Source organism: Actinophytocola algeriensis (assembly GCF_014203735.1).
Lineage (GTDB): Bacteria > Actinomycetota > Actinomycetes > Mycobacteriales > Pseudonocardiaceae > Actinophytocola > Actinophytocola algeriensis.
Genome location: NZ_JACHJQ010000004.1, coordinates 579,975 through 595,151, shown reverse-complemented (window position 1 = coordinate 595,151; position 15,177 = coordinate 579,975). Strand labels below are relative to the sequence as shown.

The following is a 15,177-nucleotide window of genomic DNA, read 5'->3' as shown; positions in this document are numbered from 1 at the left end:
GGATCAACCTTTCGTCGAACCAGCCGTCAGACCGGAGATGATGTGCCGCTGCATGATCACGAAGAACACGAGCAGCGGTGCGATGGCGAGCAGCAGCGTCGGGAACACCACCGTGTAGTCGGTCTGGTACTGCCCCACCGCCGCGTAGATGCCGGTGGTGACCGTGTACAGCCCGCTGGAGGGACCGAGGATCGTCTGCGGGTTCACGAAGTCGTTCCACACCGAGAACGTGTTGAGGATGACCATGGTCGCGACGACCGGGCGCATCAGCGGGAACACGATCTGCCAGAACGTGCGGTACCGCCCGCACCCGTCGATCGCGGCCGCCTGGTCGATGTCCGTCGGCACGGTCCGGATGTAGCCCGCGTACAGGAAGATCGAGAACGGCAGCGTCAGCGTGGTCTCGAACATGACGTAGCCGGGGATCGTCCCCATGAGACCGAGCGTCTTCAGCACGTACACGACCGGGATGACCAGCACCTGGCTGGGGATGAACGTGCCCGCGAGGAAGAACAGCATCAGCACGCGGAACCGGCGCCTGGTGCTGCGTGCGATCACGTACGCCACCGGTCCGGCCAGGAACACGGAGAACACGTTCACCAGCACCACGAACAGGATCGTGATCGCGTAACCCTTGGCGATGTTGAACCGCGGGTTGGACCACGCCTGCACCAGGTGGTCGACCGTGAGCCCGCCCGAGAACCCGAACGGCGACGCGAGAATGTCCTGCTGGTCCTTGAACGCGTTGAGCACCAACAGGTACAGCGGCGTCAGCATCACGATCGCCACGACCGCGATCAGTGCCCAGCGCAGGACCCGTCTCGGCGGGCTGCCCGGACGCGGCCGGGCCGTGGCGGGAGTGTCGGCCGGTGGCGGCGCCAGGACCGGCGCGGGAGGTGCGGTGTCCACCGTCAGCACGGATGATTCGGTCGCGAGCTCCCTCATGCCGCCGCTCCCTGGTCGGCCTTGCGCCGCAGCTTCGTCACGATCAGCGCGAGCGCGGCGGTGACGACCATCAGCACCACCGACTGCGCGGAGCCGAACCCGAGACGGCCGTCGTGGAAGGAGTTCCACAGGATCAGGTAGGCCAGCGTCTGCGTCTGGCCCGCCGGGCCGCCCGCGGTGAGCGACACGACCAGGTCGTAGGTCTTCAGCAGCGTGATCAGCGACAGCACCAGGTTCACCGTCACCACCGGCGCGATCGCCGGGAGCGTCACGTGCCGGAAGGTCTGCCACTTCGAGGCGCCGTCGATGCGGGCCGCCTCCAGGAGGCTCTGCGGCACGGTCTGCAGACCCGCCACGTACAGCACGGTGTTGACGCCGAACCCGGCCCACACCAGCACCGCGATCAGCGTGACCGTCGCCCAGTCCGGGTCGGACAGGAACGGCAGCACCTCCGCGCCCCTGCTGGTGAGGAAGCTGTTGATGGCGCCGTTGGTGCCGAGGATCGCGCCCCACAGGAAGCCGACCACGAGCGCCGACAGCACGTGCGGGTAGAACAGGACCATGCGCAACGCGGAGTTGACCCGCGACGTGCGGCTGACCAGCACCGCGAACCCGAGGCCCAGCAGGTTCATCGCGACCGTGCCTGCCAGCGCGGCGAGCAGCGTGACGAACGCGGCCTGCTGGAACTGCGGGTCCGCGAAGACCTCGCCGTAGTTCTCGCCACCCACGAACGCCGGGTCCGCGCTGTAGCCGTCCCAGTCGGTGAGGCTCAGGTAGATCGCGAGCCCCACCGGGACGATCAGCATGACGGTGTAGAGCACGGTCGCGGGCAGCACCATCGCCGCCGTCGCCAGCCCGCCGCGGCGGTTCATGAGTGCGACGAGACCCAGCTGTCGACGGCCTGTGCGACCGCCTCCGGCGTGTGTCCGATGTAGAGGCCCTGCACCTCGGTGTTCCAGGCGGCGCCGAACCCGCGCGGCAACGTCGAGTCGCCGTAGCCCTCGCCCTGGGCGACCTTGCCGGGTGCCTCGTCGAGGATCTTCTGGACGTCCTGCTCGAGCGGGGTGAACTCGCGCTCGACACCGGTGCGGAAGTTGCCGTCCTGCGCCAGCTGCGCGGCGACCGCCTTCTCGTCGGTGACGAGCCACTCGACGAGCCTCGTCGCGAGGTTCCGGTGCTCGGTCGCCTTCATGACCATGTACGGCGCGGCCATGGTGGCACCCTGCGCCCCCGGCGAGTCCTGCCCGGCCGCGACCGGCGCCGGGAACACGCCGACCTCGAAGTCCTTGTCCGCCTTGGCTTCCGTCGCGGTGAACCAGCTGCCCATGATGAACATCGCCGACTTGCCGGTGAGGAACGCGGTCTCGGCGTCGGGGTACTTCAGGCCCAGCGCGTTCTTCTCGATGAAGCCCTGGTCGATCCAGGACCGGTAGAGCGTCAGGTACGGCAACATCGACTCGCCGACGGTCGTCTTGCCGTCCCGCACGTCCTGGTGCCAGTTCTCGTGGTCGGCGGCGAGTGCCGGGTCGGTGAGCTGCAACAGCTGCAGGCCGGTGACGAAGTCACCCGCGGTCTGCAGCGGCAGGTAGCCCGCCGCCTTGAGCTTGCCCATGGCCTCGGTCATGCCGTCCAGTGTGGACGGCAGCTCGGTGACGCCTGCCTCGGCGAAGGCGTCCTTGTTGTAGAACACGAGCGACTGGGCCTGCTCGCCGACACCGACGGTGTAGACCTTGCCGTCGAGCGCGGCCTGCTCGACCAGCGGCGTGTCCTTGACCCAGTCCTCTCCGGACAGGTCCACGAGCTGCGGCGCGAGCGCGGGGTCGGCCATGAGCGTCTCGACCACGTCCGGCGGGTCACCGGCGGCGAGCTGCTGCTGGAGGGTGTCGGACACGCCCTTGCCGGACGGGGCCTCGATGACGACGTCGACGCCGGGGTTGGCCTGCTCGAACGGCGCGACGAGGTCCTCCCAGAAGTCCTGGGTGAGGTTGGGGGTGATGTTGACGAGCAGCCGGATCGAGCCGGTGTCGCCACCCTCGCCGCCTTCGTCGGCGAAACCGCCGCCGCAGGCGGTGAGGGAGATGGACAAGAGAGCGCCGAGCACGACTGGAACGACGTGCCGGCCCCCACGGGTACGTGCTGGACGCATCGCTCCTCCTCGTTGAGAAACCGCGGAATTTGGTTCAGCGAACGACTACCGATTGATTTGTACGTGGTGGTAATTTGGCTTGTCAACGCGCAGAACTGTGCAGAAGTCCGATGTCTGAGTCATAAGTGACCGAGGTGGTGCGGAGTGGATCTCAGCGAGGTGGAGCGGTCCACGCTGCTCGCGTGGGCGGACCAACCGGGCCCACTCGCCGCGCGCGCCAGGATCGTGCTCGCGTGCGCGGACGGGCTCACCGCCAGTGATGCCGCCGCCCGCCTCGGCGTGAGCGCGGCGACGGTCACGAAGTGGCGGTCCCGGTTCCTGCAGCGCGGCACGGACGGCCTGTCCGACGCACCACGGCCCGGCAGACCACGCAGCGCCGACCGCGAGGAGGCCGAGCGCCTGGTGCTGTCGGCGATCGCGGAGGCCCGCAGAGGTGGACGGGTGCCGACCACCAGGTCGCTCGCCCGCACTGTGGGCCTCTCGCAGTCGACGGTGTCCCGCATCTGGCGCGAACACCGCACGCCGGAGCCCCCGCGCACGGAACTGTCCACGCCGGACCGCGTGGGGCACGGCCTGCTGTCCGACCAGGTGTACCAGGTCCTGCGGCAACGGATCGTGACCGGCGAACTGGTCCCCGGCCAGCGGCTGGTGGAGTCGGACATAGCGCGCAGACTGGGCACGAGCCAGGCCCCCGCGCGGGAAGCGATCAAGCGACTCGCGCACGAGGGCCTGGTCAGCTCGCTGCCACACCGGGGCAACTACGTGGCCGAGATCTCGGCGGAACAGGCCCGCGAGGTGCGGGACGTGCGGGTGGTGCTGGAGGAGTTCGCGGCCAGGCAGGCGACGGTCCGCATCCAGCCCCGCACGCTGCGGGTGCTGGAGGAGTCGGTGGACCGCATGCGCACGGCCGCCGCGGCGAGCGACATCGGCGCGTTCCGGGAAGCGGACATCACGTTCCACCGGGATGTGTGCGTGGCGAGCGGGAACTCGTTCCTGACCCGCCTGTGGCGCACCATCGAGCCGAACCTGTGGGGCCTGCACGTGGTGAGCAACCCGCTGTACGGCGGCGACTGGACGGCGATGGCCGAACGCCACGCGGACCTGGTCGCGGCCCTCGCCGCGGGCGACCCGGACGAGGCGGCACGACTCTTCGCGGCACACGCGATGGGCAAGGCAAGCAGTACCTGCTGAGGAAGGGATCTTCGTGCGTCTACTGATCACCGGCGCCGCGGGCGGCGTCGGCACGCTGCTGCGACCGCGCCTGGCCCGCCCGGACCGGGTCCTACGGCTGCTGGACGTGGCCGAGCTACCGGACACCGGCGACGGCGCGGAACTGGTGCGGGCGTCGATCACTGACCTGCCCGCGATGGTCGAAGCGTGCCGGGGCGTGGACGCGGTCCTGCACCTGGGCGGCCTGGCCACCGAACACGGCTGGCCGGACATCCTGTCGGTCAACATCGACGGCACCTACAAGGTCTTCGAGGCGGCACACCGGGCAGGCGTACCGCGCGTGGTGTTCGCGAGCACCAACCACACGGTCGGCTTCCACCCGAGGGCCGGGCACGAGGCGCCCGACTACCTGTTCCCCCGGCCGGACACCTACTACGGCGTGTCCAAAGTAGCCGGTGAGGCGCTGGGGAGCCTGTACCACGACCGGTACGGGCTGGATGTCGTGTGCCTGCGCATCGGCGGCTGCTTCGAGAAGCCCCTCGACACCCGGATGCTGGAGACGTGGCTGTCCCCGCGCGACGCGGCGTCGCTGGTGGAGGCGGCACTGTCCACTCCGGAACCCGGGTTCAAGGTCGTGTGGGGCGTGTCGGACAACACGCGCCGCTGGTGGAGCCTGACCGAGGCGGAGTCGATCGGCTACCGGTCACAGGACGACGCCGAGATCCACGCGGACGAGGTGCCGAGGACCGACGAGCGTTTCCTCGGCTACCTGGGCGGCGCCTTCTGCTCCCCCGACCTGGACGGCGGCGGCGAGCAGGCCTGAGAGCACCGCGGGCCGAGGGCATTCGCTGGCATTCGAGACCGAGGAGAGCGATGGGATCCCCACGACTGGGAGCTGAGGGCGCGGAGTGCCCGGCACTCACCGATGAACACGTTCGGCCCGGCGGGCAGCACCCCGTGATCGGGCAGGCGTGACGGCCGGGCTGGGCACGTCGGCGATCGGCGGCCTGTACGAGGAGCTGGACGACGCGACCGCCCGCGCCACCCTGGAGGCGGCGTGGGCGGCGGGCACCCGGTACTTCGACACGGCCCCGCACTACGGCGCCGGCGTCGCCGAACGCAGGCTGGGTTCGTTCCTGCGTGAGCTGCCCAGGGACGAGTTCACGGTGTCCACCAAGGTCGGCAGGCTCCTGCGTGGCGGCGAGCGGGTGCGGGACTACTCGGCGGCGGGCGTGTACGCGTCGCTCGCCGAGAGCCTGGAGCGGACCGGGCTCGACCGGTTCGACACGCTGTTCATCCACGACCCGGACGACTACTGGGAGGACGCGGTCGGCGCCGCGTACCCGGCGCTGGAGAAGCTGCGGGAGCAGGGGGTGGTGCGGTCGATCGGCGCGGGCATGAACCAGGCGGAGATGCTGACCCGGTTCGTCACCGAGACCGACATCGACCGCGTGCTGGTGGCGGGCCGGTACTCGCTGCTCGACCGCACGGCGGAAGCGGAACTGCTGCCCGCGTGCGCGGCCCGCGGGGTGGACGTCGTCGTGGGCGGGGTGTTCAACAGCGGGGTGCTCGCCGCGCCCGGCCCGGACGCGCGCTTCGACTACGGGCCGGTGCCACCTGACGTGCGTCAGCGAGTCGACGACCTGGCCGCGCTGTGCGCGCGGCACGGGGTGGCCCTGCCCGCCGCCGCGGCACAGTTCCCGTTGCGGCACAAGGCGGTCACGTCGATCGTCATCGGCGCCCGCACCCCGGCCGAGGTCCGGCAGAACGCCGCCTACCTCGCCGAGGACATCCCCGGCGCGCTGTGGGCGGAGCTGTGAGCTCCGGGGCCGGTCACACCCTGGTTCGTCCCATGTAGACGTTCCGGGCCCGGTAGTACGTGTCGGCCGTCGGGCCCGGGGAGCCCGACGAGCCTTCCATCTGCAGGTTCAGGATCAGCCACATCGGCTTGCCGACGAAGTTCGCGCCCCGGTGCTGACCGACCCAGTTGCCGTCGAGGTAGTAGTGGATGTCCACGTCGGTCGTGTTGGCCTTGGTGATCCAGGCGCGGTAGCCGTGCCACGCACCCGGGTTCGACACGCCGACGATCGTGTTCGACCAGCCGCCGCTCGCGTTGCGGTAGGTGTTGAACCAGTTCCTGTTGTCGCCCTTGAACTCCAGGATGTCGCTCTCCGGCGGCCAGCTGTTCGCGCCGGTCAGCCAGAAGGCGGGCCACGCACCCCGGGTCGCGGGGGCCTGGAACTCGCCCTTCACCTCCCAGGTCGGGAACTGGTCGGTCACCAGCACCTGCTGACGCGCGTGCAGCGCACCCGAGTGGTACCGGATCGGCAGGTGCGGGTCGGCCGAGCTGGTGCCCTCGTCCCACGTGATGCGGGTCGCCTTGATCGTCAGGACGCCCGAGCTCTCCAGGTAGACGTGGTTGATGTCGCTCGAACTGGCGTACATCCGGGCGCTGCCGTTGTGGTCCGACCCCCACGGGTACCGGTAATACCAGTTCGCCTCCAGCGCGGCGCGGTTGGCGAACGAGCCGGACAGGACGGTCTCCCACGCGGCCGCGCCCGCACCGGGCGCACCGGCCACCACGGCACCCGCCGCACCGGCAAACGTGAGGAAAGTTCTTCTGCCATAGGCATTGCGGACACGCGGGGACTCGACGGGTCGAGGCATCGTTGCCACCCCTTCGGCGGGAAAGCGTTTTCCTCAGTCAGGCTAGAACCGCCAGCCACCATCCGTCAACAGTCTGTGACAGTGTGAACGCTCCCAAGACCCACCGGAGAATGATCGAAACACCGCCGCAAGATCCGTTTCTCCGCTAGGCAAGCGCATTCCTGGTTGACACGTGTCGCGCACTGGTGCTAACACTGGGTACACCTTCTTGGGAGCGCTCCCAGTTCTCAGGCGCCAGTGTCCACCGGCGACCGCGTCCGGCCGTCGGCCACCCGGGTTTCTCGATCGGCAGGTAACTCAACGAGGAGGAGAACCATGCGCAAAACCATCGCGAGCGTCGCCGCGGCAGGCGTCCTGGCCGCCGGGGCGATCACGGTCGCCATGACCGGTGGGACCGCGGGCGCGGACGTCCGCGCCTACCCTGGTCCGGTCGGGTTCGGCGCCGGCACCACCGGCGGAGCGGGCGGGTCGACCGTCACCGTGTCGTCGACCAGCGCGTTCCTGTCGGCCGTGCAGAGCAGCTCGCCCACCGTCGTGCAGGTGAGCGGCACGATCTCGCTGTCGGGCATGAACAAGGTCGCGTCCAACAAGACGATCGTCGGCCTCGGCACGTCCGGCAGACTCAGCGGCGGCGGACTGAACATCAGCAAGGTCAGCAACGTGATCATCCAGAACCTGACGATCACCGGCTCCGGCGACGACAACATCAACGTCGAGTACTCGACCAGGGTGTTCATCGACCACAACAACCTGTCCGACGCGAACGACGGCAACCTCGACATCAAGCGCGCGTCGGACAACATCACCGTGTCCTGGAACCGATTCCACAACCAGGACAAGAACGCGCTCCTCGGCCACAGCGACAGCAACTCGGGCGAGGACAGCGGCAAGCTCCGGGTGACCTACCACCACAACTACTTCGACGGGGTGAACCAGCGCAACCCGCGCGTCCGGTTCGGCAACCCGGTGCACGTGTACAACAACTACTACCGCGACATCGGCAGCTACGGCGTCGCGTCCACGGAGAACGCGGGCGTCCTGGTGGAGAAGAACTACTTCGAGAACGTCGAGGACCCGTACCACCTCGGTGAGGGCAGCTCCGACGAGGGCTCGCTCGTCGCGCGGGACAACTACAAGGTCAACTCCGGTGCGGGCCAGACCGGCGGCAGCGTCGCGGGCATCCCGTACTCCTACGGCACGGACACGGCGGCGAACGTGAAGTCGATCGTCACCTCCGGCGCCGGCGTGCACTGACCTGTCGGGGAAGGGCGTGTCCGGAGGTCCCGGACACGCCCTTCAGCCGGGCGCGGAGAACACGCCTGCCAGCGCGATCACGAGCCCGGCGCGGCACCGCCCGCGTGTCACGTCGCACATCCGTCCTGTGTGGACGTCACTGGTGCAGTGGCAACGCCAGCGCGACGGTCGTCTCGTCGCCCGGCAGGTATTTCACCGTGATCAACGCCCCGGGCCGCACCCTGGGTAGCAGCACCGGCGGCACCGCCTTCGACGTGGTGACGTCGAAGCCCGACCCGTCCGGGCGGGTCACGCGCAGGGTCAGCTCGAGCACCGCGCGGTCGCCGCGGATCTCCCCCGTCGGCCGCAGCGCGAGCACGACGGCCCGCGCGTCGAGCCCGTACTCGGCGATCCGCAACCCCTCCGCGTCGAGGTGCCCCAGCGCGACCTGCACCAGGTTGTACACGCGCTGCAGCTCCGCTGGGGACGCGTCGGTCGCGAGCGCGACCCTGCCGTCGGACAGGTCCGGCCGGTACCGCACCGGCACCGTCGCACCGGGGCCGACCACCCCCGGCTCGGTGAGGTCGACGAGGTACCGCGCCACGCCGCGGAACGCGTGCCCGTCTGGGGTGTGCACGTCGAGCGTGAGCTCCAGCTCCGGCCGGTTGCCGACGGTCAGGCCGGTCCGCCGCACCGACACGACCGTGCCGATGCCGATCGGCGCGCCCCGGAACGCCCTGCCGCTCCTGCCGGTGAACGGGAGCAGGATGACGACGAACGAGATCACGACGGACGCGGCGATGGTCGGCCCGATCCACGGGGGGTCCTGGAGGCCACTCACGAGGAACGTGACCATGCAGGCGGCCATCGCGAACCAGAGGATCGTGCGCATGGGACGAGCGTCGCCGGGTGCCGTGGCCTACCGATCACAGGTTTGATCCGCATCTATGCTCGTGGCGTGACCGTCAGCAGCGATCCGCACGTCACGCTGCCGCGTGGCATGGTGGTCGCGCAGGCGTGGGCCGCGCTGGGGGACGCGGTGGCGCCGCTGTCCAACGCGTCCGGCAGGCCGCTGACCCGCACGGTCAAGCTGCTGCTCGACCCGCTCGTGCTGCGCCCGGTGCGGAACCCGCACCTGGCGAGCGGTGCGGTGGCGGCCGAGCACGTCGACGAGCTGCGCGACACGATCGCCGCCGCGGGCCCGGTGCTCGCCGCGACCGCGGCCTGGTTCGTGCTGCTGAAGAAGACCCGGCGGCAGGCGGGCATCGCCGACGGCCACCCGCAGGACCTGTACTTCCAGCACTGCTTCGAGCTGGCCCACCAGCACGGCGACCCAGCGCACCTGCCGGACGCCACGGCCGTCGCCGCCGAGTCGATCGCCGAGATCCACTCCCCCGCCACCCGGCTCACCGTCGCCGAGCTGCGCCGGTTCGTCACCGATCCCGCCCGGCGGGCCGAGCTGACCCGCCTGCTGACCGTCGCGTGGGCAGGCGCGCGCGACCCGGGTGCCGAACCCGTCGACGTCGCCGGGTTCCTCGCCGACCCGGACCCCGACCTGTTCGCGACGCTCGTCGCGCAGGGTGCGGGCACGCGGGGCGCGGGTGAGCTGGCCCAGCCCGGGGTCGCGCGCGGCTACGGGCTGACCGACCGGCCCCGGCTGTCGCCGCCCGCGCTCGGCGACAGCGCGTCGAAGCAGCAGCTGCCCAAGCCACTCGACCGGTCGGTGTTCGAGCGCCTGTTCGCGGCGATCCGCCAGGTGGTGACCGACGACCCGGACGCGTTGGTGCGCAACGAGATCCACCGCACCGCCCAGCCGTGGCAGCTGGCGGAGGAGGTGAGCAGGGTCGTCATGGTGCTCGGCCGTGCGGCCAGCGCGGGACTCGTGGACGAGGAGGTCACGGGGTTCGGTGCGCGGCTGCGGGCGCGGTGGGCCAAGGAGGCCTACGTCCGCCGGGTGCTGCGGATGCCGTCGGCCGTGCCGGAGGACCTGCTGGCCGACGTGCACGGCGTGCGCGGCGCGTACCTGCGCAGGCTGTGGGTGCGGCTGCACGGCAGGGAGCTGCGGCACGAGACACTCGCGGCCGTCGAGCTGTGGTCGGTGCTCGACGGCGTGCTCCGGTCGGTGATCATGGACCAGCGGGACCGGCTGCGGTCCACGCTCGAACGGGCGGCGCGATGACCAGGCCCCACCCCGAACAGACCGCGCTGCTGGAGGCACGCGGCGCGACGCTGTGCTGGGACGTGCTGACCGACGAGCCGCCCGTCGTCGAGGTCCACGACGACCAGGCCGCCGCCGACTGGTTGTGGGAGCTGGACGACGACGCGACGGCCCTGCGCACGGTCGCCTACCTGGGCTGGGCGCGGGCGTGGTGGCCCGCGTCGGCGGTCGCCGGGGTGCCGCCGCTCGACCCGGCACTGCTCGCGGCCGAACTGGCCGTCGCCACGGCCGCGGTCGACCACCTGCTCGACGACGCGGACGCCGTCGAACGGGCCGTCGCGGCCGCGGCCGACGCCGTGCACCCGCTGGCCGCGCTCGCCGACGACCCCGACCTGGGCGCCCGTGCGACCGAGCTGGCCGCCCGGCTCGCGGACCTGGCCGACGACCACGGGATCGCACTGCCGACCGCACTGCCCGAGCCGGTGAGCCCGGTGCCGGCGCGGTCCGGGTTCGCGTTGGCGGCCGGTGGCACGGTCGGCGAGGACGTGGTGGTACTGCGGGGTTCGAGCCCCATCGACTGGGCGCTGGTGCCGCAGGGCGCGGTGGACGCGGCGGCCGACGCGACGTGGGCCGTGGTGCGGCGTGGCGGCGAGTCGGTGCTCGAGGTGTCGGCGCCGGGGACCGGGGTCCCCCTCCGGGCCCGGTTCGGCCCGCTCGACGTCGCTCTCGACGAGCGGGGCGACGGAGCGGTGCCGGTGCCCGCGACCGTGCTCTTCCTGCCTGCCGCGCAACGGGTGCTGACCGTGTACTCCCCCGGCTTCGCCGTCCCGGACGCACCCGAGGATCCGGACGCCCCCGCCCGCCGCGCGGCGATCGTCGCCATGGCGAAGGCCCGGCGCACCGCGCCGGACGCCACCCTCACCGAGCGGGCGGCGGGCCGTTGACCGAGATCGAGGACGATCCCGACCTCGTCGGGCTGCGCGGCGCGACGCGCTACGGGCCGCGGTGGCGCCCGGTCGGTCTCCGGCTCAACGCCGCGGGCCGCGCGTTCGAGGCAGGCGACCTCGACCAGGCGGTGGCGATCACCGAGGAGGTCCTCCACGCGACGCGGGACTGCGGCGACGACGGTGAGGCACTGGACGTGCGGGCGCGGGCGTTGGGCAACCGCGCGTCGATGGCCGAGGCACGCGGGGACCTCGACGGCGCCCTGCGGTACAGCGAGGAGAGCCTCGCCGCGTGCGTGGATGCCATCCGGCTGACCGGGAACCTGTACGGCAGCACGGATGTCCGGTCGAGCACGCTGGTGAACCGGGCACAGACACTGCAGGCGCTCGGCCGCGCGGAGGAGGCGCTGCGCGACCTCGACGAGGTGGCCGCGGCGGGGGTCGCCGCACCCGCCAACGCGGCGCTGCTCCCCTTCGTGCTGCACAACACGCGCGGCGCCGCGCTGATGGCGCTGGAGCGGTACACCGAGGCGGAGACCGAGATCCGGCTGGCACTCGACATCGCGATGACCGCCGACCCCCGGCTCGCCGGGCACGCGTACGCGAGCCTCGCGGCCATCGCCGCGCACACCGGTGACGAGCACAGTGCCACCGAACACCTGCACGTGGCCCGTGATCTGCGCGAACTGTGGGGCAGCGCGGCCGACCGGGCGTACCTCGAGCTGAACCTGGGCAGGCTGGCGGCCAGGGCGGGGCTGCTGGACGACGCCGAGGAGCGGCTGCGGCGCGCGGAGGCCGAGTACGAACGGGCGGGCAGGCCCACCGACGTGGCCGAGTGCCGGATGAGCCGCGCCATGATCGCCCTGCGGCAGCACCGCTTCACCGAGGCGACGACCATGGTGGACGAGACGATCGCGGCGCTCGAGCGGGCGGGTGTGGTGCCCGCGCTGATCGAGAGCCACCTGGTGCGGGCACAGGTGACCTACGTCGTCACCGGCGACCTGGGTGCGACCGAGGACGTGTTCCTGCGGGCACGTGCGCTGGCCGCCGGTGCCGGGGCGTGGCACCAGACCGCGCGGATCGACGTGCTCCGCGCACAGCTCGTGGCCGACGCGGCGCCGCTGTCCGACGAACCCGCGACGCTGTACCAGATGGCGCTGCCGCTCGCGGTGATCGCGGCACTCGGGACCGACGGCTTCCGCCACCGCTACGAACCCGGTGCGATGCGCGAGCGGTGGGTGCGGCACGTGGCGATGCCCGCGCTGTCGCTGGCACTGCGGCTCGCGGCCGAGATCGGTGCGGGTGATCTCGTGTTCCAGCTGGTGGAGTACATCTCGGCGAGCGTGTCGCTGGAGGCGGAGCTGACCGCGTACCCGTCGCAGGAGGTGCGGGACGAACCGGCGCTGCCCGCGTTCACCGCTCCCGACCTGAGCACACGGCTGGCACTGCCGCCCCGTCCCCGCCTGCTGCCCGGCGACGAGCAGACCGCGCTCGACGCGTTGCTCGACACGGCCGAGGCCGAGTACCACCTGCCGCTGCGGTCGGCCGAGGTGGTGCCGACGTGGTGACCACGGTCCAGATCAAGTTCGTCGACGCCGGGCACCTGTACGTGACGTGGCGGTGGGAACACGCGCTCGGCGAGCCACGGGTGGCGGTGGCCGACCCGGCTGGACTGCCGCTGGCGGAGCTGGCGGCCGCGTTGCCGACACCCCTGCCGGGCGAGTCGGTGCGGGACGCGCTGGGGCGGGCGCTGGCCGGGCCGCTGCTGGACCGGAAGCGGGAGCAGGCGCTGGCGGAAGGGCTCGCGCGGGGGTTGTTCCCGGCCGCGCTGGCGGCGGAGCTGAACGCGTACCTGTCGCAGGGGGTGCGGGTGCACCTGCGGATCCAGCCCGCGCCGTCGATCGCGCAGGTGCCGTGGGAGGCGCTGCGGCTGTCGGCCGGTGAGCGGCTGGTGCACGTCGCGGACGTGTCGGTGCTGGCGCCAGCGTCGGTGCGGAACGCGGCAGGGCGGACGGTGTCCACATGGGACCCTTCGGGTTCCGTCGTGGGGGTGCTGGACCCTCGGGTGCCCGGGTTCGCGGACGACTCGGAGCTGGGGTCGGTGCTGGGGCCGGTGTCGCCCGCGTTGCTGGACCTGGGTGCGCGGTCGGTGCCTGGCGGGTTCCGGCGGGAGGACATCACGCGGGACGTGCTCGAGTCCCTACTGGTCCTGGCGGGCCGGTTCCTGTACGTGGGGCACGTGACGACGGCGGCGCACGGGCTGGACGCGCGGCTGCACCTGTGTTGCGGGGCCGGGACTTCCGGGCGGGCTGAGCTCGTGGGTGCGCATCGGCCGCTGACCGCCGCGGACATCGCGCTGGGGCACGGGTCGGCTCGGCCGTGGCGGATTCCGAACCGGGTGGCGTTGATCGCCTGCGAGAGCGGCGGGGACGCCCGGTTCGCGGAACCGTCCGGGTTGGTGGCGGCGATGGTGCACGGCGGGGCCGAGTACGTGACGTCCACTCGGTGGACGTTGCCCACCGATGCCGTGCTGCCCGGGTTTGGTTCCGCTGTGGTGGCTGTGGATGGGGCGCACACTTCGGCGGATCCCGTTGCCGGGGTCGGGTTGTGGCAGCGCGGGCAGGCGGATCTGTGGGACCGGGACGGTGAGGCCGAGGCTTCGCCGATCCTGTGGGGAGCGTTCTCCACCGCCTACGCGCCGTGAGACCGGGTGGGTGGTCCGTTCGTCCGGTCACCCGGTCGTTTCGTTAACGGATCCGGCCTGATCCGCGACGCTCTGTACGGCGGGCCGCCGGGGGCAGAGGCCCGCGTCCAGCGTACGAAAGGCACACGATGCGACTGCTCGCGATCGCCGGGCTCACCGGTTTGCTGTCCATGACGCTCACCGCGCCGGCGCAGGCAACCGGCACACCGGAACTGTGGTTCACCGGGTTCTTCGAGGCGCACATCTCGATCGAGTCCGGGGATGTCGACGGCGACGGGGACGACGACCTCGTCAGCTTCAACAACTACCAGTTCGGCAACCGGGTGGTCCGGTCGACCGGATCGTCGTTCTCGCCGCAGGAACACTGGGGCAACGTCAACTCCGTGGATCCGTCCGTGGTCGGGACCACCCGCCTCGTCGGGGACATGGACGGGGACGGCCGCGACGACGTCGTGCTCGTCCGGCGCGTGCAGCCGCGCGGGATCTGGGTCGGGCTGGCGCGGACCAACCAGTATGGGGTGGACGGGTTCCAGTATTACGCCAACTGGCTGAACAACACGATCGCGGGCGACTACGGGAACCTCGGTGCCGACCTCGACGCCGACGGGGACATGGACGTGGTCGGCCTGTTCGGCGGCGGCATCCCCACCCTGGCCGCGCGGTCGAACGTCACCGCCTCCCTGCCGTTGGTCGCATGGGGACCGGAGGCCCGCGGGCAGCAGGCCACACTGGCCGCCGACACGACCGGCGACGGCGCCGCCGACCTGATCCTCGTCGACACCACCGGTGTCCGGGTCATCCCCGCCGGGCCCCGCTGGTTCGAGAACCCCGCCCAGCAGTGGTCCACGATCCCCTTCCACGGCACCGAGAAGACCCTCACCGCCGACATCGACGCCGACGGGGACGCCGACCTGATCGCGGTCGACGACACCGACGTGCGGGTCATGCGGTCGAACGGCACCGGCTACGACACACCGGAAGTCTGGTACTCCGGTGCCTTCTCCGGCACGAAGGCGACGCTCGCGGCCGATGTGGACGGTGACGCCGACGCCGACCTGGTGGCCGTGAACAGCGGCGAAATCTGGGTGCTGCGCACGCAGTGACGCGTGGTCCGGGCGGAGGCGCGCGTGCACATACCGCGCACAATGGACTCCCGGAACGGCGTGCCATGCCGTACGCTTCCGCCCGGGTCGGGGCCCGTTCACTCCTG

General features: G+C 71.4%; 14 protein-coding genes. 9 read left to right on the top strand and 5 right to left on the bottom strand.

The features are described from left to right. Positions 1-3: 3 nt before the first annotated feature. Genes FHR82_RS20695 through FHR82_RS20685 form a run of 3 tightly spaced genes read right to left on the bottom strand, consistent with a single transcriptional unit; the run spans position 4 to position 3,046 of the window. Entirely contained in the window at positions 4-945 is a 942-nt protein-coding gene (locus tag FHR82_RS20695; RefSeq protein WP_184812098.1) for a carbohydrate ABC transporter permease, read from the bottom strand. Continuing rightward, a complete protein-coding gene (locus tag FHR82_RS20690; protein ID WP_221464016.1) occupies positions 942-1,817 on the bottom strand; it encodes a carbohydrate ABC transporter permease in 876 nt (291 codons plus the stop codon). The genes FHR82_RS20695 and FHR82_RS20690 overlap by 4 nt, the downstream gene beginning before the upstream one ends. Next, complete coding sequence (locus FHR82_RS20685; protein WP_184812097.1) at positions 1,814-3,046, bottom strand: ABC transporter substrate-binding protein; 1,233 nt, start codon at positions 3,044-3,046, stop codon at positions 1,814-1,816. The genes FHR82_RS20690 and FHR82_RS20685 overlap by 4 nt, the downstream gene beginning before the upstream one ends. A 189-nt stretch (positions 3,047-3,235) precedes the next feature. On the opposite strand from FHR82_RS20685, the gene FHR82_RS47535 reads away from it, so the two are divergent. From FHR82_RS47535 to FHR82_RS20670, 3 genes are all read left to right on the top strand, one after another. After that, a complete protein-coding gene (locus FHR82_RS47535; RefSeq protein WP_184812096.1) occupies positions 3,236-4,282 on the top strand; it encodes an FCD domain-containing protein in 1,047 nt (348 codons plus the stop codon). Between the two features lie 7 nt (positions 4,283-4,289). Further along, positions 4,290-5,084 carry an NAD-dependent epimerase/dehydratase family protein gene (locus tag FHR82_RS20675; RefSeq protein WP_184812483.1) on the top strand — a complete coding sequence of 265 codons (795 nt, stop codon included), beginning with the start codon at positions 4,290-4,292 and terminating at the stop codon, positions 5,082-5,084. Positions 5,085-5,232: 148 nt separating this feature from the next. Further along, a complete protein-coding gene (locus FHR82_RS20670) occupies positions 5,233-6,081 on the top strand; it encodes an aldo/keto reductase (RefSeq protein WP_184812095.1) in 849 nt (282 codons plus the stop codon). Between the two features lie 13 nt (positions 6,082-6,094). On the opposite strand, the gene FHR82_RS20665 is transcribed toward FHR82_RS20670, so the two are convergent. Beyond that, complete coding sequence (locus FHR82_RS20665; protein WP_311771188.1) at positions 6,095-6,841, bottom strand: glycoside hydrolase family 16 protein; 747 nt, start codon at positions 6,839-6,841, stop codon at positions 6,095-6,097. A 402-nt stretch (positions 6,842-7,243) separates the two neighbouring features. Here FHR82_RS20665 and FHR82_RS20660 point away from each other — a divergent pair, with 402 nt between their 5' ends. Then, positions 7,244-8,182: a pectate lyase family protein gene (locus tag FHR82_RS20660; protein WP_184812093.1), complete on the top strand. Its 939-nt coding sequence runs from the start codon at positions 7,244-7,246 to the stop codon at positions 8,180-8,182. 136 nt (positions 8,183-8,318) lie between these two features. Here the strand turns inward: FHR82_RS20660 and FHR82_RS20655 are convergent, their stop codons facing one another. Further along, positions 8,319-9,053, bottom strand: a complete 735-nt coding sequence (locus FHR82_RS20655; RefSeq protein ID WP_184812092.1) for a hypothetical protein — start codon at positions 9,051-9,053, stop codon at positions 8,319-8,321. Between the two features lie 66 nt (positions 9,054-9,119). On the opposite strand from FHR82_RS20655, the gene FHR82_RS20650 reads away from it, so the two are divergent. From FHR82_RS20650 to FHR82_RS20630, 5 genes are all read left to right on the top strand, one after another. Continuing rightward, entirely contained in the window at positions 9,120-10,340 is a 1,221-nt protein-coding gene (locus tag FHR82_RS20650) for a hypothetical protein (protein ID WP_184812091.1), read from the top strand. Then, positions 10,337-11,263, top strand: a complete 927-nt coding sequence (locus FHR82_RS20645; RefSeq protein WP_184812090.1) for a hypothetical protein — start codon at positions 10,337-10,339, stop codon at positions 11,261-11,263. The genes FHR82_RS20650 and FHR82_RS20645 overlap by 4 nt, the downstream gene beginning before the upstream one ends. Continuing rightward, positions 11,260-12,831, top strand: a complete 1,572-nt coding sequence (locus FHR82_RS20640; RefSeq protein ID WP_184812089.1) for a tetratricopeptide repeat protein — start codon at positions 11,260-11,262, stop codon at positions 12,829-12,831. Before FHR82_RS20645 ends, FHR82_RS20640 begins: the two co-directional genes overlap by 4 nt. Further along, positions 12,825-13,967 carry a CHAT domain-containing protein gene (locus tag FHR82_RS20635; RefSeq protein ID WP_184812088.1) on the top strand — a complete coding sequence of 381 codons (1,143 nt, stop codon included), beginning with the start codon at positions 12,825-12,827 and terminating at the stop codon, positions 13,965-13,967. The genes FHR82_RS20640 and FHR82_RS20635 overlap by 7 nt, the downstream gene beginning before the upstream one ends. A gap of 128 nt (positions 13,968-14,095) precedes the next feature. After that, positions 14,096-15,070 (top strand): FG-GAP repeat domain-containing protein, encoded by a 975-nt coding sequence (locus tag FHR82_RS20630; protein ID WP_184812087.1) that lies wholly within the window; start codon positions 14,096-14,098, stop codon positions 15,068-15,070. Positions 15,071-15,177 lie beyond the last annotated feature (107 nt).